Source organism: Acetobacteroides hydrogenigenes (genome assembly GCF_004340205.1).
GTDB classification, from domain to species: domain Bacteria; phylum Bacteroidota; class Bacteroidia; order Bacteroidales; family ZOR0009; genus Acetobacteroides; species Acetobacteroides hydrogenigenes.
This window is the reverse complement of record NZ_SLWB01000001.1, coordinates 506,703-525,222: the sequence shown is the minus strand read 5'-3', so window position 1 is coordinate 525,222 and position 18,520 is coordinate 506,703. Positions and strand designations below refer to the sequence as shown.

The window sequence follows — 18,520 nt, the reverse complement described above, 5'->3', positions numbered from 1 at the left end:
ACCTAAACTAAAATTTACCTAATGAGTTTGAATACGAATAAGCAGCCTGCTGCTCTTTACCTTATTGCGGCTGCTGGTGCTGGAGAACGCTTTGCCTACTATGGTATGCGTGCTATTCTAATGCTGTATATGATTGCTGGTGTATCAGGACAGCTTACGGGAATGAACTTTTCTCAACATTCAGCAGGCATTATCTATGGTGTGTTTAATGCGCTGTGCTATGGTCTGCCATTTTTTGGAGGAATGCTTGCCGATAGGGTTATTGGTAGCCGTAAGTCGGTTTCTATAGGGGGCGTGTTTATCATATTGGGACTGATAGTTTTATCGCTAGATAACGCAATGGTTCCTTTTGTGGGCGGTCTAACTCTTATTGCTATTGGAAATGGCTTTTTTAAACCAACTGTAGTATCAATGATTGGTGCACTTTACGAACAAGGCGATCCTCGTCGTGATGGTGCTTTTACGTTGTACTACCAGCTGTTTAATGTTGGTGCTTTTGTTGCACCTCTACTTTGTGGCATTGTTGCAACCCAATGGGGGTATCTTGCAGGGTTTCTTGTTGCTTCGGGTGCTGTCTTTGTGAGTATGCTGATATACTGGGTTTTTGCGCCTAAGTATCTTAAAGAGATAGGTAAGCTTAAAAAGACTAATAAGGCTAAGTTGGAAGATGGAAACGCTGTAAAGGCAACGCTGACCAAAGAAGAAAAGGATAGGCTTACGGTTATTTATGTGCTTCTCTTCTTTGTTACTTTTTTCTGGACCGGTTTTGAGCAGGCTGGAAGTTCGATGACGGTTTTCACGGAGCAGAATGTTGATAAAGCTGTAGGTGGATGGTCTATTCCAACAGCATGGTTTCAGGGTATTAATCCCTTCTTTGTTTTTGTATTGGGATTTGCTATTTCGGCTCTATGGCTGCGCTTGCATAAGATTGGAAAGAATCCATCAATCCCAGTAAAAATGGGGATGGGTATGGTTTTCCTCGGATTGGGATTCATTGTTATGCTAGGAGCGGTGCATCAGTATAGCACTTTAGGGGTAAAAGCAGGAATGATGTGGATTATTGCAGCCTACTTCTTGCAGACGATTGGGGAACTTATGCTTTCGCCTATTGGCCTGTCGATGATTACTAAACTTGCTCCCGAACGAATGGTTTCGATGTTTATGGGGATTTGGTTCCTTCCTACATTCTTAGCCCATTTAATGGGAGGCTTCATTGCCGGCTACTCGAAAGATTGGGGCTATGGTGTAACTTTTGGGGCTATTGCTCTCTTTGTGATTGTGCTAGGGTTAGGGGTTATCCTTCTTCGTGGAAAACTTGTTAAGCTGATGCACGGTCGTGGATAGGACTTCATCGTACTAGATAAAAAGGAGGCTCAGCATAGCGCTGGGCCTCTTTTTTAGTTGTGCACGTATAGGGTGTTGCCATTTGGCGTAACGTTATACCGTTGCAGATGTAGGTTGCCTTTGCCTTCGGCGTAACCATTAAGCAGGTTGTAGCGCGTTTTGCAAACAGGGCACTCTCCAAAAAACTGATCGACGATGGTGATACTTTTGCGGTCTTGGTTGGTACATGTGGCATCAAAGGCATTGTAGCCGGTTCCAGTATTGACGATGATCACGCCATTGCCAAGATAGCCAACGGGCAGTGCGTTAAAGTAGCTTACCTTTGCTGCGGTTAAAGGATTCTGTAGCAGTATGTAGCTTGGGTCGGTAAGCGAAATTGCTAAATTAACCATCGTTTGGGGGAGTACTGGCTTCTCTTCTTTGGCGCATCCCAAAAAGGAAAGTACAGCGATTGCGATTATTGCCGATCTTGTTTTCATCCGAATTTCTTTGAGCGCAATTATAGCGATTAAACATCAACATTTCTGCTTTGCATGGATATTTCTGCAGCGTATTCGTTTTCTTAGAAGGATTAACCTTGATGGTATTCCTATGATGTTGAGCTTGATGGTAAGCATGTCGTCAATTTAGATTGTTAAAGAATGGCGGAAGAATTAAAATATGTATATATTTGTGGTACGAAAGAGTTCCAGCTTGCTGGAATTCTTTCTTTTTTATTTAAACCTTAAAACAAGAGCTATGTCTAAAGTGATATATCTTACAGAAGAAGGTTACAACAAGCTAAAAACAGAGCTTGAGCACCTAAAGAATGTAGAGCGCCCTGCCATAGCCCGCCAGATAGCAGAGGCTCGAGATAAAGGTGACCTTTCTGAAAATGCCGAATATGATGCCGCTAAAGAGGCTCAAGGCTTGCTCGAGATGCGTATTGCAAAGCTTGAGGATACCGTTGCCAACGGCCGTATTATCGACGAATCAAAAATAGATACCAGCACCGTACAAATACTGAATAAGGTCAAGATTAAAAATGTGAAGACCAACGCTACGATGCAGTACACCTTGGTATCGGAAAACGAGGCAAATATAAAGGAGGGTAAAATTTCTACGGGAACTCCCATCGCCAAAGCGCTGCTAGGAAAAAAGGTGGGCGATTTGGTTGAGGTGCAAATCCCTGCGGGTTTGGTTAGCTTCGAAGTTCTAGAAATTTCACGATAAAGCTCTAAGAAGATGGCATCAATTTTTACTAGAATTATCAATGGCGAGATTCCTTGCTACAAGGTTGCCGAGGATGATCGTTACTATGCGTTCCTTGATATCTCGCCAATGGCTAAGGGGCATACGCTGGTAGTGCCTAAGGTGGAGGTTGACTATCTTTTCGACCTAGATCCCCAGGTTTTAGCGGGGATGGCCATTTTTGCTCAAAAGGTGGCGAAAGGTATTGAAGCTGCAATTCCTTGCAAACGGGTAGGTGTGGCGGTTTTAGGAATGGAGGTTCCTCATGCGCATATACACCTAGTACCGCTTAACAAGGAGTCCGATCTCGATTTTCGAAGAGAGAAGCTGAAGCTTTCTCCCGAAGAATTTCAGGAGATTGCCAAATCAATTGCTGAAAGTATTAAGTAAAAGAGGGCTATAAGCCCTCTTTTTTATTGAGTTCCCCCTGCAAAATACGCTATCCGCATCCGTCGATTTAGCAAGCCTCCCTCTTCTTTTCCGTTAACGGGATTTCTTCCACAAGGCTTTAGCTGCCTAATCGGCGTTGCTTGGTGGAATTGAAGATAGGCTTCGCCGTAGAGCCTTAGAGCCTCGATGCTATGCCCTTTAGCCGTCGCTTATTCGGCTTAGCCTTTAGCTTATATCGAATTCGTTTAAGGAAAGCCTCCTTCGACGTTGAGCTGTACACCAAAGGCGTTCGCTTAACCTCCTAGTGTGAACATATATACACCAAATGCGTTCGTTGAAGCACCAAGGGCAATCACTTATACACCAAACCCGTTCGCTTATGCACCAAAATGGTGCACGAAAGCACCAAATGCGTACACCTTTACCGATCTTGTCAGCGCCAATTTGGCGTTTGCTTCAGGCAAAAGCGCAACGGTAGGAGAGGTGTTGGGGTGGGTGAACTCGAAATAGAAGAGGGCTATACCTATGCTCGGATCGCGGTTGTACTATCAAGAATTTGGATGGGCATACCTCTTTAGGGGTATGCCAAAACGGTTTGCATCCTAACTTGTAGGCCTTTTTGCTGCTCGGAGGTTTCGTTGTTAGCCATCAAAAAGGGGAAGGCGTTGTGGATCGATGGGGCTCCAGTTGCATCAGCCAATTACCTCTTCGATCTTCTTGATTATACTTTCGGGGGTTATGCTGTTCATGCAGCGGTAGTCGCCCCACATGCACTCCTTATTGCCGTATACCGAGCAGGGACGACAGTCAAGGTCGAGCTGAATGATGTTTTTTATCGGTTGCTTCCATCCGTAGAAGCCTGCATAGGGGTGCGTTGCTCCCCATATCGAAACAACGGGGGTTGCGGTAAGCGAAGCTAGGTGCATGTTGGCCGAGTCCATGGATACCATTACGTCTAGCTTGTCCATGACCAATAGCTCTTGGCCAAGCTTAATTTTGCCAGCTACCGAGACGGCATTCTCATACTTATCTTCCCATTCTTTTAGAGCGGCAACTTCGGCCTTTCCTCCTCCAAAGAGGATGACCTTAACGTCATTTCGTTGGCTGAAGTACTGAACAACCTGTTCCATTTTTTCGGGAGGGTAAACCTTCCCCTTGTGCTGGGCAAATGGGGCAATTCCAATCCATTTGGCTTCCTTGTTGCCGAGTATGTCTGCAATATCCTTAGTGAGGGGGATGCTTGTTGGGAAAATGGTGTCGAACTCAACCTTTACCGGAAGGTTTGCCCGCTTTAGCGTGTCCGAGTAGCGCTCAAACGTGGTTGGTAGCTGCCTGAACTTCTTGTTAGGGTACATAACCAGCTCCTTCTTATCTTGACGCCCCTTGTCGATCGTAACAACCGGGGTTCCGCATAGGCGGAATAGCTTTCGGAGCAGCTTCGAGAAGATAACATCGTGTAGGTCGACAACGATATCCCAATTCTCCATTCTGCGCAGCATGAAAAAGAAGCGGAAGAAATCTGCGACTCCTTTTCTACCTTTACGAATGTCGGCGCCTACGAACCTGACGTCAAGCGTCTCGAAGAGGGGCCTAACCCAAGGTTTTGAGATAACGGTAACCTCGACATTGGGGTGCTGCTTTACAAGAGAGTGAATAACAGGTATTGTCATTGCAACATCGCCAAGTGCCGATAGGCGGATTACAAGGATTTTTGCAGGTTTACTATTCATATATGCAGGCAGTGTATTCGGTAGAGCAAAGGTACTAAATGCCTCGGTTTTACTAAAACTAAATTGGTTGTTAGGCGATGTTTTTTTACGCCTAACGTGCTTGCACTGGAGGCTATGGGGTATTTGGGAAGCAAAAAGCCCTTTTGTAAAAAGGGCTTTGGCTTATTTTAAGGGTTGGCGGCTACTTCTTTCCGTAAAGAACTGGGTTAAGCGAAGGGTCGTTGTACATCTTCATTTGCTTGTAAACCTTCATGTAGCGTCGGCCTGCTTCGATATCGTCAATAAGCTGGTCGATAGCGGTTGAGAGGTCTACTCTTTGCTCGAGTAGTATTCTCAGCTTATTGGAGCATTGCTCTAGGTGTGCCGCATCGGTATCGGTACGGTTTACCTCTTGCTGCATGTGGTAAATCTTAAGTGCAAGAATCGATAGGCGGTCGATGGCCCAAGCAGGGCTTTCTGTATTGATTACTGCATCTTGGAGCGGTTTGATGTGGGCGTACTTCTCAAGGAAATAGCTGTCGATCATTTCAACCAAATCGGTACGATCCTGGTTCGACTTGTCAATTCTGCGTTTTAAGGCAAGGGCTTCTACGGGATCAATGTTAGGATCACGGATAATATCCTCCAAGTGCCACTGCACCGCATCAATTCTATTCTTTAGGTATAGGATGTTTTCGATAGTCTGAGGCTCATACGGGTTTTCAAAAACGCTATCAACATGGTCTGCAATGTGGTAGTTTTCAACGCACTGGTCGAATAACTTGTTACATAAAGCGCTAAATTTCATACGAGTAAATTTGTAGTTTGTCAGCAAAAGTAGCGTATTATGCTATAAATACAAACCTGTAGCTGTTTTTATCTCTTTAGGGTGCCCTAGATGTGCTATACGGGAGTTTCTTCTGCTTACTTTTTCAATCGTGCTGGATTTTTGCTGATGAAATCGGCCCAGCTGTTGAATGATTTTTCGCTATCGGGTTTGTTCGATTGGAAAAAGTGGCATACGGCAATTCCAAGGGCGTCGGTTGCGTCGAACGTCGATTGTGGTAGCTCCTTTTCTTTGAGGATGTTTTTTAGCATTGCAGCAACCTGCTCCTTCGACGATGCACCTTGCCCTGTAATGGCCATCTTAACTTTTCGGGGCGAATACTCAAAAATAGGAATTTGACGAGCAAGGCAAGCCGCCATCGCAACCCCTTGCGCTCTTCCCAGCTTAAGCATAGATTGAACATTCTTGCCGAAAAAGGGAGCCTCAATGGCAAGCTCATCTGGATGGTACTGGTCTATTATTGCGGTTACCTTTTCAAATATTTTTGCCAGCTTTATGTAGTGATCGCCCAACTTTTTCAGATCGATTATGCCCATGCATACCAACCGTACATTTTGGCCTTTTACCGAAATGACTCCGTAACCCATCAGATTTGTTCCAGGGTCAATCCCGAGTATTATTTTTTCTTCCTTATTCACCAAGATTTACTCCTTTTTTAATAGTTGGTCCTTTTGCTGGTATAGCAACCCTAAAACGACAATGCTTAATCCTACTAGTGTTGTTGTTCTTATTTGTTCTCCTACAATGAGGTGTATGAAAATAAGAGAAATAAACGGCACGAGGTAAACCATTAAGCCAATTTTTGCTGCAGATTTGGCTAACTCTAGGGCTTTCATCCAGAATAAAAAGCTAATTCCCATTTCAAAAACACCTATGTAGATGCTGCTGAATATGCCCTCGATGCTGAAGGTGTAAAAGTCTTTTTGAAAGGAAGATAGTATTAGCAAATATGCTGTCGAGAACCCAAAATTGGTGAAAAGCTTAACGGCAAAGTGTCGGTTATCTTTTACGTTAACTAGCCAGTAGAGCGACCAAACAATAGAACTCGATAACGCTAGTGCTACTCCCCATGGGTTAGACTGGTTGAATATGCGAACTTCTCCCTGTGAAGCTATGATTACGACTCCAGTAAAGCATACAATTAGGCTGGTGAGAGTCGACTTTGGAAGTTTTTGGTTGAGGATAGGAACGGCGAGAAAGGCTAAAGTTAAAGGCCATATCTGGTTAAGAGGCTGTGCTACTTGAGCAGGAAGCAGGGAGTAGGCCTTAAATAGAATGATGTAGTAGGCGAACGGGTTGAGGAATCCTAGAACTGCTGATCGTAGTAAATCCTGACGAGATTGTTTTAGCACTTTTTTAAATCCGAGGAATGGGAGTATTAATCCAAGGATAATGAACGAGGTTGCTGAAGCAATAAACAAAACTTGAGGTATTGTTGCTTGCTTTAGTGCTATTTTAAAGGCAGAGGCTACGGTGCTCCAAAACAAAATGGTGAGCACCGCAAAAAGATAGCTCTTGCTGTGGTTGTGCATTCGAAACTACTCGATGATTTTTAAAACAGTTTTAAAGTAGTAGACTGTGTTAGGGAACATTTCAGGGAGTTGCTTTTCGAGTGCAGTATGGCAGAGTGAGTCGTATAGAAGGCTTTGTTGAGGATCGCTTATTCTAACTTGGAGGGAATAGGTGTAATCTTCTTCTCCACCTTGGAGCATTACCCTACTAAGTAGATGGCTTTTGCAGATTCCAGAGTTCTGTACAAAAGGGATAAAATCTTTCTGAATCCATTCGAGCCACGGCTGATTGACAGATTTGTCGACGCTAAAGGTTGTGTTAATGATGAATCCTGGCATGTTTGGTGGTTGTTATGTGTCGATAAAAAGGGCACATCAACTTTTTTGATGTGCCCACATATTTAGCAAATAAAATGCTTATTAGCAAATGTACTCAAATCCAGTATATGGTTGAAGCACTTCAGGGATATGAATTCCTTTTTCAGTTTGGTTGTTCTCGAGTAGCGCCGCAACAATACGGGGTAAGGCTAGCGAACTGCCATTGAGAGTGTGCGCAAGCTGTGTCTTCTTTTCTCCATCCTCCTTAAAGCGAAGCTTAAGACGATTGGCTTGAAACCCTTCGAAGTTTGAAACGGATGAAACTTCTAGCCAACGCTCTTGTGCTGCAGAGTAAACCTCGAAGTCGTAGGTTAGGGCGGAGGTAAAGCTCATGTCTCCACCGCAAAGCCTAAGAATGCGGTAAGGTAGGCCTAGTTTCTTTACAATGTTTTCCACGTGGGCAACCATTCCGTCGAGTGTTTTGTACGACTCGTTGGGGTGGGCAATCTGAACGATCTCAACCTTGTCGAATTGGTGAAGACGGTTAAGTCCTCGGACGTCTTTGCCGTAAGATCCTGCTTCGCGACGGAAGCAGGGTGTGTAAGCCGTCATCTTTATAGGCAGCTCCTTGCTGTTTAGGATTACGTCGCGAAAAATATTCGTTACAGGAACCTCTGCGGTTGGGATGAGGTAGAAGTTGTCAACAGTGGCGTGGTACATTTGCCCTTCTTTGTCGGGAAGTTGACCCGTCCCAAAGCCTGATGCTTCATTTACCATAAGCGGAGGCATTACTTCGGTGTATCCTGCTGAGGTATTCTCGTCAAGGAAGAAGGATATTAGCGCTCTTTGTAGTCTTGCTCCTTGACCTTTGTATACAGGGAATCCTGCTCCAGTTAGCTTAACACCGAGTTCAAAATCGATGATGTCGTATTTTTTTGCAAGTTCCCAGTGAGGTAGTGCCGTAGCCTTATCTAGATTAGGGATGTTGTCGCTTTGGCGTACTACAACATTGTCTGATGCCGATTTGCCTTCGGGTACCAGTTCGCTAGGGAAGTTGGGTAATAGCACAATCTTCTGTTCTAGTAGTTGCTCTACTTCCGATAGCCTTACCTGCAAAACTTTGGTAGCCTCTTTCATGTCAAGGGTTTTCTGTTTAAGGGTGTTGGCTTCTAGCTGTTTACCTTGACTGAACATTACCCCAATTTGGCGCGATATGTTGTTCATCTCAGCAAGGTCGGCATCAACCTTTGCCTGAATGGCCTTGCGTTCATCGTCCAGTGCAATAATCTCATCGATAATTGCAGAAGAATCAAAGCCTTTAACGGCAAGGCGTTTAATGGCTAGATCCTTATCTTCTCTAATTTGCTTGAGGGTTAGCATGTGAGATGTATTTTGTATAAATTAAAATCTCCTGTCTCGCAACAGCAAAGTTGCAAAAAAGACAGGAGATCGTAATACGTTATTGACGTAAATTTTACCTACTCGGCTGAAATAGGCTCTACGTTTACAAAAGACTTGTTGTTCTTCTTTCTGAAAGAAACAACACCATCAACAAGCGCAAATAGGGTGTGATCCTTACCCATACCTACGTTAAGGCCTGGGTTGTGCTTGGTGCCTCTTTGACGCACGATGATGTTTCCAGCCTTTGCAGTTTGACCTCCGAAAAGTTTAAGACCTAGTCGTTTACTTTCCGATTCTCTACCGTTCTTGGAACTACCGACACCTTTTTTGTGAGCCATTGTTCTACTTCTTTAAAAATTACGCAATAATGTCTTCTACTAAAATCTGAGAAAGGTATGAACGGTGGCCGTTGCATTTTTTGTAACCTTTTCTTCTCTTTTTCTTAAATACGATAACCTTATCGCCCTTAAGGTGAGAGAGAATTTTAGCGTTTACTTTGGCGCCTTCTACTGCAGGTGCACCAATCTTAACCTGTCCGTCATTGTCGACTAGCAGTACACGATCGAAGCTAACTTGGGTTCCTTCGTCACCCTTTAGACGGTTTACATAAAGCTTCTGATCTTTTTGTACTTTGAACTGCTGTCCTGCGATTTCTACGATTGCGTACATCGGTTCTGTTTAATTTGTACAATTCGATTCGAACGGCAAATTTAGGAAAATCAGTTTATATACACAACGAATCGTGAATAAATACGGCAAGTTTTCTTGGAAAATCTTTTTTTGCAAAAAAGAGGATGGGGCGCTAAAACTATGGACAAAATATATAACTTAGGCTTTTAAATTTATGACCACCCGTTTATCTAGCAAAGGATGCAGAAGGTAAGGCTAAATGTACTCGGCATATCCTATAGTCAAACGCAATCAGGCGCTTATGCTTTGGTGCTTTCGGAGGAAGGCGGTCAGAGGCGCATTCCTATTATTATTGGAGGATTCGAGGCGCAGTCTATTGCAATTCATTTGGAAGGTCTAACACCACCACGTCCGCTTACCCATGATTTGTTTCTATCCTTTTCAAAATCATTCAACATAGAACTTCTTGAGGTAAACATATACCGTCTTGAAGATGGTGTGTTTTACTCGCAGCTGGTTTGCTTTAATGGCGAAAGGGAGGTTGTTATAGACTCTAGAACAAGTGATGCTATTGCTCTTGCTCTTCGCTTTAAATGCCCAATATTTACGACATCTGATATTGTTGATAGAGCTGGAGTATATATTGAGGAAGAGGATGTGGAGTCTGAAGAATCTTCTGAAGATGGAGGTGCCTTTTTTGAAGAACATTCAAGTTATGATGAGACCGAATTTGAGGCTCTGAATCTTGAATCTTTGAATAGTATGCTAAAGGAGGCCATAGAACTAGAAGATTATGAGAGAGCGTCTCATATTCGTGATGAAATCCAACGTAGGAAAAACGAAGAAAAGTAAAATAAAATAAAGAAAACCTTTAGTGAAGGAATGCGAAGGAGGGGGCATTATACCCCCTCCTTCGCATTTTTAGTTTGGCTTGCTTTTAACGAGGATGGAATCTAGGTCGTTTGTGCTATAATAGTTAAAGGTGAGCTTGTACCTTGGCGTTTTTACTTTTTCTTTACGATCGTATATCGTGACTTCTTCTATTTTATTTTGCTTGTTTAAGTTGTACTGCTCCTCTATTATCGAGTTATCCTTGGTAATAATGATTCTGCCTACAGGTTTGTTTTCTTGATAGGTGTAGGTTATGGTTTCTTTTTTTTGTGTTCGTGGATATAGTTTTATAATTTTTTCAATGCTTCCATCGTTGTTTAGCGACGTGCTGCTTATCATTCGAGGACTGTTAAGGTCGTTGTACTCGCGCACAATGAGGTTTTTGCTACGTGTGCTTTCTTTCCAATTAGGGGACTTGTCGTAGGTTAGGAAGAAACTTGAGTATGATTTTAGATCTTGAAAGTCTGGGTTCTTTTGATTGCCAGATACGATTTGGTTGTCGAACGAGAATCTGTAGATGTCAACCAGTTTGTAGTTTTTGCTTTTAGTGTCGTACTTATACATCAGCATATTCTTTACTATTTGGTCAACATTGTTAAGATTCTTTCTGAACTTTATCGCAAGAAAAGTAATTTCGGTATTCTTTAGGTTGCTGTAGTAGTCTGTTACTTTTCGATGGTTTAAGATGTTGATAACTTCATCGCCAAGATTGTATTTGGAGGCAACTTTTGTACCATCTTCGTTGATGCCTAGAATAAGTATCCCATCAGCTCCGTATTGCTGTGCTATGCGTTTTAGGATAGGGATTTGCTTGTCAATGTTGGCAGAGTTGGTCGTTTGCTGAAAGATGCCAACTTTGATGTAGGTTCGGGGATCAGGAAACTTATCCGCGTTATAGTACGCCTCCACATTGTTGTGGTGGCTTGGGAAAGGATAAGCCATAAGTAGATCAACTTTAGGCTGATTGTACGATTTCATGCACCCTGAAGCATAGATTGCTGCAGCAACAAGGAGTAAAAGTGGCTTCTTCATTTTTCTTCCAATTATAATTACTTAACAAGTAACAAATTGAAAGGAAGAAGTGTTGTTTTTTTTATTCTTTTTTTGTGCTAAGCAAGCAATTCTGGAATCTCTTGTATGTTATTGACGATTTTATCCGCTAGACTTAGGTTTTGGTTTCCCGAATTGGGGTTGCGAAAAGCAACACAGTACATGCCAGCCATTTTTGCTGCTTTTACTCCATTAGATGAGTCCTCAATTACAAGGCATTCGTTTGTATGTAGTTTTAGTAGTTCGGCTGTTTTTATGAAGATGTCGGGATAGGGCTTTGTTCGTGGCATATCGTCGCCACTAACAATAATGTCCATATCCGTGAAGATGCCTATAGCCTTGGTTACTATGTTGATGTTTTCTGTAGATGATGACGAGGCTACAGCGAGCTTTAAACCTGCTTTTTTTGCAATCTTAACCAACTCTACAACACCTTCGATAGGTTTAATAGGTCTTGATGTTAGCTGTCCTAAGTAGCGTTTTCGTTTTTCAACGTGCAACTCTTCTTCGCTTATGTCCCTATTATATCCGTATTGTTCTTTGAGTATGGTCCACATTTCTTTGCCAACGCCTGCAAACTTGATATGCTCTTCATGTGGAAGATTTACGCCTAGTTCTTTGAGCATTTCTTGCTCTATTTGCTTATGCAGAGGTTCACTATCAATTAGCACACCATCCATGTCGAAAACGACAGCTTTATACTTCATTCTTGATCCTATATTTTTGGCGGCGCAAAGTAGCGTAGGAAAAAAATGTTGTGCTAATTATTTAATACACTTTAAATGCTATTGGATAGTAGGATTTGCTTTGCTTTTAGTCTGTCTTGTTCTAGTTGCTGCTTGAGTTCGTTAATCCCGCTAAATTTCATTTCATTACGAATTCTACTTACGAACTGAAGGGTAATGGTGCTACCGTAAATAGAACTGCTAAAGTCGAAAATATTTACTTCTATTGTTTTGTGTTGATCTTTACTGATGGTTGGGCGGTATCCTATGTTAAGCATTCCGTTAAGAATCAGTCCGTTTATTAGTACTTTTACAGCGTAAACACCATCGGCAGGGATTAACTTATGCTTTTCGAGAACCTTAATGTTAGCTGTTGGAAAGCCAATCTTTCGCCCTAACTGAAAACCTTTTTCGACTATTCCAGATAAAAAGTAGTTGTAACCAAGGTATTTGTGGGCTTTGTTGACGTCGCCAAGCGATAGAAGATTTCTGATTTTTGTTGAACTGATACTGATATCTTCGTGTGTTTGTGCTTCAATTTTTTCGACTAATACCCCATACCGATTGCCTAACCTTAGCATGGTTTCAAAATCTCCAGAGCCATTTTTCCCTATATGATGATCGTATCCTACAACTAGTTTTTTGATTTTTAGCCACTCAACAAAGTAGGATTTGAAAAAGTCCTCTGCCGATAGTTCTGCTAGCTGAAAGGTGAAGGGTATTACAACAAAATGCTCTAAGCCATTATGGGCAATGAGGCTGGTTTTTTCATCAAGCGTGTTAATGAGTAATAGCTGGTCGGCATTTTTTCCTAGTACGATCCGAGGATGTGGCCATAGCGTTAGTACTAGTGGTTCTACATTTAGGGTTTTGGCCTCTTCTTTTACCTTTTGTAGTATTGTTTGATGACCAATATGTACACCATCGAAAAAGCCTAAAGTAGCAACACCTTCGGTAGGTACTTCTTTTTCAAATGGCCTATATATCTTCATTCTATTTTTTTGTGCAAATATAACGACCTTTTTAATGATTTGTTTAAGCCGTGCAAATTGGCATTTAGGCACGTGTTTGTTTTAATCGTTTTTTTTTCGACTTTTATCCTGTTATATCAGAAGAGAAATGTACAAGCATATTTTATATGTCTTTACCGCGTTGTTGCTATTAACGTCATGTAGTAGCAAGGATAAGGCCAATACTATAGTAAGTGGATTAGCAGTTGATTACTCTGGTAAGACAATATACCTTTCGAAGGTTCTACCTTCGAAACGAGTGCTCGTAGATTCGGCTTTGGTGGATACGTTGGGTAATTTTGCTTTTAGGCTTACGCTTGTTAATCCCGATTTTTTTGAGGTCTCTGATAGGCCAACTAAGGAGGGGGTAGTCATTATTGCTTCTCCCAGCGAACAAATTGACATAACCTTGCCAAGAGGCGCAAGTTGGCGTTCCGCAGAGGTTAAAGGCTCCAGCGGATTTGGACAACTTAAAATGCTCAATGATTCCCTTTTGAATTTTCGGAGGCGTCTGCACCTTATTCAAATCCAATTTGATACTTTAAAGTACAACTATCGGTATGATAGTTTGAGACGAGTCTTGAAGCAGTCTTTTAATGATCAGATTACCCAATACAGAAGTTTTTTGAGGAACTACGTTGTTCAAAACAAAGGCTCCTTGTCTTCCATTCCGGCTCTTTATCAAAGGTTCGATTCCGTTTCGTATATGCTTAACGCGAAGGCTGATTTGCGATACTTTTTGCTGGTAGATTCGATACTCTTTAGAAAGTATCCAGAAAGTTCAATCGTAAAAGCTTTTCATATGCGGATGCAGACAGTTCGCTATCAGTTAAATAATCAAAAATTAAATAAAGAGTCGGTTGTAGAAGGTAGTTTAGCACCTGATTTTAGGTTAAAATCGCTGGGTGGAGATACAGTCTCGTTATCGAAGCTTAAGGGGCGATACGTGCTTTTGAACTTTTGGGCATCATGGGCTAAAACGTCTGCGAATGAGAATAGCCAGCTGGTGGAGGTTTACAAGAAGTATAAGCCGTATGGTTTTGAGATAGTACAGGTGTCATTGGATCGAAATTTAAGGGAACTAAATGGTGCTTTAACGCCCGATATGCGCCAATGGAAGCATTGTTCTGAATTTAGAATGTGGAACTCTTCCATAGTTAAAGAATATCGGGTTGCCTGTATTCCTTCTAATTTTATAATAAATAGGCAGGGTGTTGTTGTTGCTAAAAATGTGCTGGGGAAAAGTCTTTACGATACCCTTCGGTGGTATTTAGTTAGGCCCTATCTTATGCGACGTGATACGGCCTCTGCTCAAACGACTGTTTTAGAAAACACTTCAGACCAATAAACGAATATTACTTTATGAGAAAATTAGTTTTTCTAATTGCTGCAGTTATCGCATTAACCTCTTGCTCACGGAATAGTGCTAAGATTAAAGGGGAGTTTACCAACTTTGGAAGTAAAACCGTCTATCTCGAAAAGTTGGGGGTTGGTACTTCGGAGGTTATAGATTCTGCTGTGGCTACCAAAGATGGTACTTTTAAGTTTAAAATTAAGTTTGATAAAGATCAGGAGCCCACGTTCTATTTGGTGAAAGTTGATGGGAATAACTTTGTTACCCTTTTTCTTGAACGAGGTGAAACGGTTAGGCTATCAGGTGATGCAACCCGACTTGAACGATCGTATACTGTAAATGGATCAAAAACTTCTGAGGATATTCGTACAATATCGAATCTGTTGAACTCAACAATTTCATCGTTAGACTCTTTAAACCAGCTGCATGCCAGTCCTGCAGATTCTATAGAGTATAAAATGGGGAAGGTGTTTGTAAACTGTAAGCGAGAGTTTATTAAGTTTATTATTACCAACCCCAAGAGTATGGCAAGCTTGTTTGCAATTTATTCTCAGCTACCAGGTAGCACTAATGTCTTTGGATCTCTTGATGATTTGAACTATTTTAAACTACTTTCTGATTCATTGGCTGTAAGTTATCCTAAGTCTGCCTACGTAATTTCGCTCAAGAAGCATTACAAGCAAATGGAGAACGATGTGCTTCTTGGCGATATAATTTCCTCGAAAAAGGTGGAAACAGTAGGTATTCCAGAAATATCATTAAGAAATCAGTACGGAAAACTTATTAAACTCTCATCGCTAAAGGGTAAAGTGGTGCTACTCGATTTTTGGGATCCTGCAAATCAGGAGTCGCTGGAAGGAAACCTTGGCTTGGTTAAGGTTTACGATAAGTATAAATCAAAAGGTTTCGAAGTTTACCAAGTGTCGTTAGCAACAAAGGCTCCTTGGATTGCAGCCGTTCAGCGTCAAAAGCTTCAATGGATCTGTGTTTCCGATTTTCTTGGTTCAAACTCACCAGCAGCCACGGTGTATAATGTAAAGTCAATTCCCGCAAACTTCCTTATCAGTAAGAACGGCGATTTGATAGGGCGCGACTTGTTTGGGAATGACCTTGAATCGCAAATTCTCAAAGCTTTAAAATAGCGAATGCAAAAGGGCAAAAAGGTATACTTTGCCTCCGATGTTCACTTGGGATTACCAGGAATAGAGCCTCCAATAGAGCGCGAAAAACGTTTTGTGAGGTGGTTAGATATGGCTAAGCAGGATGCGGAAGAGATCATCCTGCTTGGCGATATCTTTGATTTTTGGTATGAGTATAAGAAAGTGGTACCTCGGGGCTTTTCTCGTTTTTTAGGCAAACTGTCGGAAATTACGGATAGTGGAATTACCGTACGCTTCTTTACGGGAAACCATGATATTTGGGCTTACGATTATTTGCATACCGAGTGTGGCGTTATCCTGCATTCCAAACCATTTGTTTGCGAGTTTGGCGGTAAGCGCTTTTTCTTGCATCATGGTGATGGGCTTGGGAATATGGATTGGAGCTATAAGCTTATGAAGTGGTTTTTTACGTGGAAAGTCTCTCAATTCCTTTTTTCGAATCTGGTTCATCCGAACTTGGCGTTTTGGCTTGCCCATAAGTGGTCGTATAAGAGCCGGTATTCTAAAGGTATTGCTGAAGTTTACCGTGGCGAGAAGGAGTATATCTACCGTTTTTCGGTAAAGGAAGCCTCTGTTAATATGTACGATTACATGGTATTCGGGCATCGGCATACTCCTGTAGAGATCGATTTGAATGGTAAAACTCAAATGTTTATTCTTGGAGACTGGATTGTTTCTAGCGTATACGGAGTTTTTGACGGAGAGCGCATGCACCTTGTAAAATTTGAAGGATAATGGAGATTCTACTCAATAAAGTTGTTGCTATCGTAAAGGGGTGCTTTACACCTTCGCTAAAATCCGCTGTTTGGATACTTCGTTTGATGATTCCGATATCGTTAGGAGTGGTACTGTTGCAGTATCTTGGGGTAATCGATTTTATATCGCATTACACCTCGCCGCTGTTTAAGCTGGTGGGACTACCCGGAGAGGCTGCTCTTGTTTACATTACGGCTGCATTGGTAAACATCTATTCGGCAATAGCCGTTATGTCTACCTTTACCTTTGACGATAGGGCCATTACGATACTGGCAATTTCGAGCTTGATAGCGCACAACCTGATTGTGGAAACTGCGGTACAGCGTAAAACGGGCTCGTCGGCGATGGCTATGGTGGCTACGAGGCTGGGGTTGTCCATTCTTTCGTTAGTTGTTATGAATTTTCTTGTTCCTGCAGCTACCCTGTCGGTAGTGACAAGCAGCAGCACAGGACCAAATGTTGGCTTAACCGATGTTCTTTATAGTTGGCTAGAGTCCTCAATTCTACTCTCTATTAAGGTGGTAGTGCTGGTGTTTGCCCTTAACCTATTGCAGCAGGTGATGCGGCAGCTTGGCATAATAGAGGTGCTCTCGAAGGTTCTTCGTCCGCTTTTGGCCATCTTTGGGTTGCCAAGTCGGACTTCATTTCTGTGGATTGTTGCCAATACGCTTGGTTTGGCGTACGGATCGGCAGTGATGATTTCGGAGGTGGAGGCTGGCAATATCTCCAAGGAAGAGGCTGATTTATTGAATTACCATGTTGCCGTCTCGCACAGCAATCTCGAAGATTTGCTGCTGTTTGCTGCAATTGGCGCGTCTGTTTTTTGGATGCTTTCCATTCGTTTGGCCTTTGCTGCGCTGATTGTTTGGATTGTAAGATTTTCGTTGTATCGTAATCACAAGTTTGTAACTGCATGAAGCAATATCACGATTTGCTAAAGACAATTCTCGATGAAGGCGTTGTAAAAAGCGACAGAACTGGAGTAGGTACTAAGAGCATTTTTGGCTACCAAATGCGCTTTAACCTTGCCGATGGCTTTCCCTTGCTTACCACAAAGAAACTGCACCTGCGCTCGATTATACACGAGCTGCTCTGGTTTATTAATGGTGATACCAACATAAAATACCTTCACGATAATAAGGTAACCATTTGGGACGAGTGGGCCGACGAAAACGGCGATCTTGGTCCTATTTACGGTTACCAGTGGCGCAACTGGAAGAACCCCGATGGCTCTACAACCGATCAGCTTGCTCAGGTGGTGGAATCGATAAAGAATAATCCCGACTCGCGCAGGCATATTGTTAGCGCGTGGAATGTTTCGGATATCGACAAGATGAAGCTGCCTCCTTGCCACGTGATGTTTCAGTTTTACGTTGCTGATGGCAAGCTCTCGTGCCAGCTCTACCAGCGCAGCGCCGATGTCTTTCTTGGCGTACCATTTAATATTGCCTCGTATGCGCTGCTAACGCTGATGATGGCGCAGGTAACCGGTCTTAAGCCAGGAACCTTTGTCCACACGTTAGGCGATGCGCACATCTACCTAAACCATATGGAGCAGGTAAACCTGCAGCTGAGCCGCACTCCGCTGCCGCTGCCAACCATGCGCCTAAACCCTCAGGTAGCATCAATTTTCGACTTCAAGTACGAAGATTTTACGCTCGAGGGGTACAATTCGCATCCATCCATTAAAGCCGATATCGCCGTATGATTGCAATTGTAGTAGCCATGGCGAGCAACAATGCCATCGGGAAGGACAACCAGCTGCTTTGGCACATCACCGAGGACCTGAAGTTCTTTAAGGCGCTTACGCAGGGGGGGACCGTTATCATGGGGCGGAAGACCTACGAGTCCATTGGACGCCCGCTGCCCAACCGCCGGAATATTGTGGTGTCGCGGTCGATTAGCCAGCTGGACGATCGTGTTGAACTTTACCATTCGCTCGAAGATGCCGTAAAGGCTGCTTCATCGGACGAGCGCGTCTTTATCATTGGAGGGGGAGAGATCTACCGCCAATCGTTGCCGATGGCCGATACGCTCTACATCACCCATGTCGACTACCCCTACGAGGGCGATACCTTTTTCCCAGAGGTTAACTACGATGAGTGGAGCGTAGCTGAACGAGTTGATCATGAGCGCGGCGCTGCATTTGAGCATCCCTTTTCGTTTGTGACCTATAAAAAGATTGGGTAAAACC

The 18,520-nt window shown here is 42.8% G+C and carries 22 protein-coding genes; 10 read left to right on the top strand and 12 right to left on the bottom strand.

The window, feature by feature from the left end:
* Positions 1-21 precede the first annotated feature (21 nt).
* Entirely contained in the window at positions 22-1,344 is a 1,323-nt protein-coding gene (locus CLV25_RS02095) for a peptide MFS transporter (protein ID WP_131837977.1), read from the top strand.
* Positions 1,345-1,397: 53 nt separating this feature from the next.
* Here CLV25_RS02095 and CLV25_RS02090 read toward each other — a convergent pair whose 3' ends face one another.
* A complete protein-coding gene (locus CLV25_RS02090) occupies positions 1,398-1,823 on the bottom strand; it encodes a Rieske (2Fe-2S) protein (protein WP_131837976.1) in 426 nt (141 codons plus the stop codon).
* Between the two features lie 259 nt (positions 1,824-2,082).
* On the opposite strand from CLV25_RS02090, the gene greA reads away from it, so the two are divergent.
* Both greA and CLV25_RS02080 read left to right on the top strand, forming a co-directional pair.
* Complete coding sequence (gene greA, locus CLV25_RS02085) at positions 2,083-2,556, top strand: transcription elongation factor GreA (RefSeq protein WP_131837975.1); 474 nt, start codon at positions 2,083-2,085, stop codon at positions 2,554-2,556.
* A gap of 12 nt (positions 2,557-2,568) precedes the next feature.
* The gene (locus tag CLV25_RS02080; RefSeq protein ID WP_131837974.1) at positions 2,569-2,964 is read left to right on the top strand and encodes an HIT family protein; all 396 of its coding nucleotides are present in this window, start codon (positions 2,569-2,571) and stop codon (positions 2,962-2,964) included.
* A gap of 692 nt (positions 2,965-3,656) precedes the next feature.
* Here the strand turns inward: CLV25_RS02080 and CLV25_RS02075 are convergent.
* From CLV25_RS02075 to rplU, 8 genes are all read right to left on the bottom strand, one after another.
* Positions 3,657-4,694 (bottom strand): glycosyltransferase family 9 protein, encoded by a 1,038-nt coding sequence (locus CLV25_RS02075; protein ID WP_131837973.1) that lies wholly within the window; start codon positions 4,692-4,694, stop codon positions 3,657-3,659.
* A 181-nt stretch (positions 4,695-4,875) separates the two neighbouring features.
* The gene (locus CLV25_RS02070; RefSeq protein ID WP_131837972.1) at positions 4,876-5,481 is read right to left on the bottom strand and encodes a DUF4254 domain-containing protein; all 606 of its coding nucleotides are present in this window, start codon (positions 5,479-5,481) and stop codon (positions 4,876-4,878) included.
* A gap of 116 nt (positions 5,482-5,597) precedes the next feature.
* The gene (gene ruvC / locus CLV25_RS02065) at positions 5,598-6,164 is read right to left on the bottom strand and encodes a crossover junction endodeoxyribonuclease RuvC (RefSeq protein ID WP_131837971.1); all 567 of its coding nucleotides are present in this window, start codon (positions 6,162-6,164) and stop codon (positions 5,598-5,600) included.
* On the bottom strand, positions 6,165-7,052 hold the full coding sequence (locus CLV25_RS02060) for a DMT family transporter (protein ID WP_131837970.1): 888 nt from the start codon (positions 7,050-7,052) through the stop codon (positions 6,165-6,167).
* Positions 7,053-7,058: 6 nt separating this feature from the next.
* Complete coding sequence (locus tag CLV25_RS02055; protein WP_131837969.1) at positions 7,059-7,370, bottom strand: DUF4286 family protein; 312 nt, start codon at positions 7,368-7,370, stop codon at positions 7,059-7,061.
* Positions 7,371-7,451: 81 nt separating this feature from the next.
* Positions 7,452-8,729, bottom strand: coding sequence for a serine--tRNA ligase (gene serS, locus CLV25_RS02050; RefSeq protein WP_131837968.1), 1,278 nt, complete (start codon positions 8,727-8,729; stop codon positions 7,452-7,454).
* A 98-nt stretch (positions 8,730-8,827) separates the two neighbouring features.
* Positions 8,828-9,088 carry a 50S ribosomal protein L27 gene (gene rpmA, locus CLV25_RS02045; RefSeq protein ID WP_131837967.1) on the bottom strand — a complete coding sequence of 87 codons (261 nt, stop codon included), beginning with the start codon at positions 9,086-9,088 and terminating at the stop codon, positions 8,828-8,830.
* A gap of 19 nt (positions 9,089-9,107) precedes the next feature.
* Positions 9,108-9,419: a 50S ribosomal protein L21 gene (rplU, locus tag CLV25_RS02040; RefSeq protein ID WP_047449184.1), complete on the bottom strand. Its 312-nt coding sequence runs from the start codon at positions 9,417-9,419 to the stop codon at positions 9,108-9,110.
* A gap of 201 nt (positions 9,420-9,620) precedes the next feature.
* Between rplU and CLV25_RS02035 the strand changes: the two genes are divergently transcribed.
* On the top strand, positions 9,621-10,232 hold the full coding sequence (locus tag CLV25_RS02035) for a bifunctional nuclease family protein (RefSeq protein WP_131837966.1): 612 nt from the start codon (positions 9,621-9,623) through the stop codon (positions 10,230-10,232).
* A gap of 69 nt (positions 10,233-10,301) precedes the next feature.
* Here the strand turns inward: CLV25_RS02035 and CLV25_RS02030 are convergent, their stop codons facing one another.
* The 3 genes from CLV25_RS02030 to ribF form a co-directional block, all read right to left on the bottom strand.
* Positions 10,302-11,303, bottom strand: coding sequence for a hypothetical protein (locus tag CLV25_RS02030; protein WP_131837965.1), 1,002 nt, complete (start codon positions 11,301-11,303; stop codon positions 10,302-10,304).
* Positions 11,304-11,380: 77 nt separating this feature from the next.
* On the bottom strand, positions 11,381-12,028 hold the full coding sequence (locus CLV25_RS02025) for an HAD family hydrolase (RefSeq protein WP_131837964.1): 648 nt from the start codon (positions 12,026-12,028) through the stop codon (positions 11,381-11,383).
* 71 nt (positions 12,029-12,099) lie between these two features.
* Positions 12,100-13,038, bottom strand: a complete 939-nt coding sequence (ribF, locus tag CLV25_RS02020) for a riboflavin biosynthesis protein RibF (protein ID WP_131837963.1) — start codon at positions 13,036-13,038, stop codon at positions 12,100-12,102.
* A 127-nt stretch (positions 13,039-13,165) separates the two neighbouring features.
* On the opposite strand from ribF, the gene CLV25_RS02015 reads away from it, so the two are divergent.
* The 6 genes from CLV25_RS02015 to CLV25_RS01990 are packed head-to-tail and all read left to right on the top strand — an operon-like array spanning position 13,166 to position 18,516.
* Positions 13,166-14,404: a TlpA family protein disulfide reductase gene (locus tag CLV25_RS02015; RefSeq protein ID WP_131837962.1), complete on the top strand. Its 1,239-nt coding sequence runs from the start codon at positions 13,166-13,168 to the stop codon at positions 14,402-14,404.
* A 14-nt stretch (positions 14,405-14,418) separates the two neighbouring features.
* The gene (locus CLV25_RS02010) at positions 14,419-15,552 is read left to right on the top strand and encodes a TlpA disulfide reductase family protein (RefSeq protein ID WP_131837961.1); all 1,134 of its coding nucleotides are present in this window, start codon (positions 14,419-14,421) and stop codon (positions 15,550-15,552) included.
* A 3-nt stretch (positions 15,553-15,555) separates the two neighbouring features.
* Positions 15,556-16,305, top strand: a complete 750-nt coding sequence (locus CLV25_RS02005; RefSeq protein ID WP_131837960.1) for a UDP-2,3-diacylglucosamine diphosphatase — start codon at positions 15,556-15,558, stop codon at positions 16,303-16,305.
* Positions 16,305-17,243: a nucleoside recognition protein gene (locus CLV25_RS02000; RefSeq protein WP_131837959.1), complete on the top strand. Its 939-nt coding sequence runs from the start codon at positions 16,305-16,307 to the stop codon at positions 17,241-17,243. Before CLV25_RS02005 ends, CLV25_RS02000 begins: the two co-directional genes overlap by 1 nt.
* Complete coding sequence (locus tag CLV25_RS01995; protein ID WP_131837958.1) at positions 17,240-18,034, top strand: thymidylate synthase; 795 nt, start codon at positions 17,240-17,242, stop codon at positions 18,032-18,034. The genes CLV25_RS02000 and CLV25_RS01995 overlap by 4 nt, the downstream gene beginning before the upstream one ends.
* Complete coding sequence (locus CLV25_RS01990) at positions 18,031-18,516, top strand: dihydrofolate reductase (protein ID WP_131837957.1); 486 nt, start codon at positions 18,031-18,033, stop codon at positions 18,514-18,516. Before CLV25_RS01995 ends, CLV25_RS01990 begins: the two co-directional genes overlap by 4 nt.
* The last annotated feature ends 4 nt before the right edge of the window (positions 18,517-18,520 follow it).

Excerpts from the sequence above, each read along its gene's own strand:
- CLV25_RS02010 (WP_131837961.1), top strand. The coding sequence starts at position 14,419 with ATGAGAAAATTAGTTTTTCTAATTGCTGCAGTTATCGCATTAACCTCT.
- CLV25_RS02025 (WP_131837964.1), bottom strand. The coding sequence starts at position 12,028 with ATGAAGTATAAAGCTGTCGTTTTCGACATGGATGGTGTGCTAATTGAT.
- CLV25_RS02000 (WP_131837959.1), top strand. The coding sequence starts at position 16,305 with ATGGAGATTCTACTCAATAAAGTTGTTGCTATCGTAAAGGGGTGCTTT.
- CLV25_RS02070 (WP_131837972.1), bottom strand. The coding sequence starts at position 5,481 with ATGAAATTTAGCGCTTTATGTAACAAGTTATTCGACCAGTGCGTTGAA.
- CLV25_RS01995 (WP_131837958.1), top strand. The coding sequence starts at position 17,240 with ATGAAGCAATATCACGATTTGCTAAAGACAATTCTCGATGAAGGCGTT.
- rpmA (WP_131837967.1), bottom strand. The coding sequence starts at position 9,088 with ATGGCTCACAAAAAAGGTGTCGGTAGTTCCAAGAACGGTAGAGAATCG.
- rplU (WP_047449184.1), bottom strand. The coding sequence starts at position 9,419 with ATGTACGCAATCGTAGAAATCGCAGGACAGCAGTTCAAAGTACAAAAA.
- CLV25_RS02015 (WP_131837962.1), top strand. The coding sequence starts at position 13,166 with ATGTACAAGCATATTTTATATGTCTTTACCGCGTTGTTGCTATTAACG.
- CLV25_RS02095 (WP_131837977.1), top strand. The coding sequence starts at position 22 with ATGAGTTTGAATACGAATAAGCAGCCTGCTGCTCTTTACCTTATTGCG.
- ribF (WP_131837963.1), bottom strand. The coding sequence starts at position 13,038 with ATGAAGATATATAGGCCATTTGAAAAAGAAGTACCTACCGAAGGTGTT.
- CLV25_RS02090 (WP_131837976.1), bottom strand. The coding sequence starts at position 1,823 with ATGAAAACAAGATCGGCAATAATCGCAATCGCTGTACTTTCCTTTTTG.
- serS (WP_131837968.1), bottom strand. The coding sequence starts at position 8,729 with ATGCTAACCCTCAAGCAAATTAGAGAAGATAAGGATCTAGCCATTAAA.
- CLV25_RS02080 (WP_131837974.1), top strand. The coding sequence starts at position 2,569 with ATGGCATCAATTTTTACTAGAATTATCAATGGCGAGATTCCTTGCTAC.
- CLV25_RS02055 (WP_131837969.1), bottom strand. The coding sequence starts at position 7,370 with ATGCCAGGATTCATCATTAACACAACCTTTAGCGTCGACAAATCTGTC.
- CLV25_RS02030 (WP_131837965.1), bottom strand. The coding sequence starts at position 11,303 with ATGAAGAAGCCACTTTTACTCCTTGTTGCTGCAGCAATCTATGCTTCA.
- CLV25_RS02060 (WP_131837970.1), bottom strand. The coding sequence starts at position 7,052 with ATGCACAACCACAGCAAGAGCTATCTTTTTGCGGTGCTCACCATTTTG.
- CLV25_RS02075 (WP_131837973.1), bottom strand. The coding sequence starts at position 4,694 with ATGAATAGTAAACCTGCAAAAATCCTTGTAATCCGCCTATCGGCACTT.
- CLV25_RS01990 (WP_131837957.1), top strand. The coding sequence starts at position 18,031 with ATGATTGCAATTGTAGTAGCCATGGCGAGCAACAATGCCATCGGGAAG.
- CLV25_RS02035 (WP_131837966.1), top strand. The coding sequence starts at position 9,621 with ATGCAGAAGGTAAGGCTAAATGTACTCGGCATATCCTATAGTCAAACG.
- greA (WP_131837975.1), top strand. The coding sequence starts at position 2,083 with ATGTCTAAAGTGATATATCTTACAGAAGAAGGTTACAACAAGCTAAAA.
- CLV25_RS02005 (WP_131837960.1), top strand. The coding sequence starts at position 15,556 with ATGCAAAAGGGCAAAAAGGTATACTTTGCCTCCGATGTTCACTTGGGA.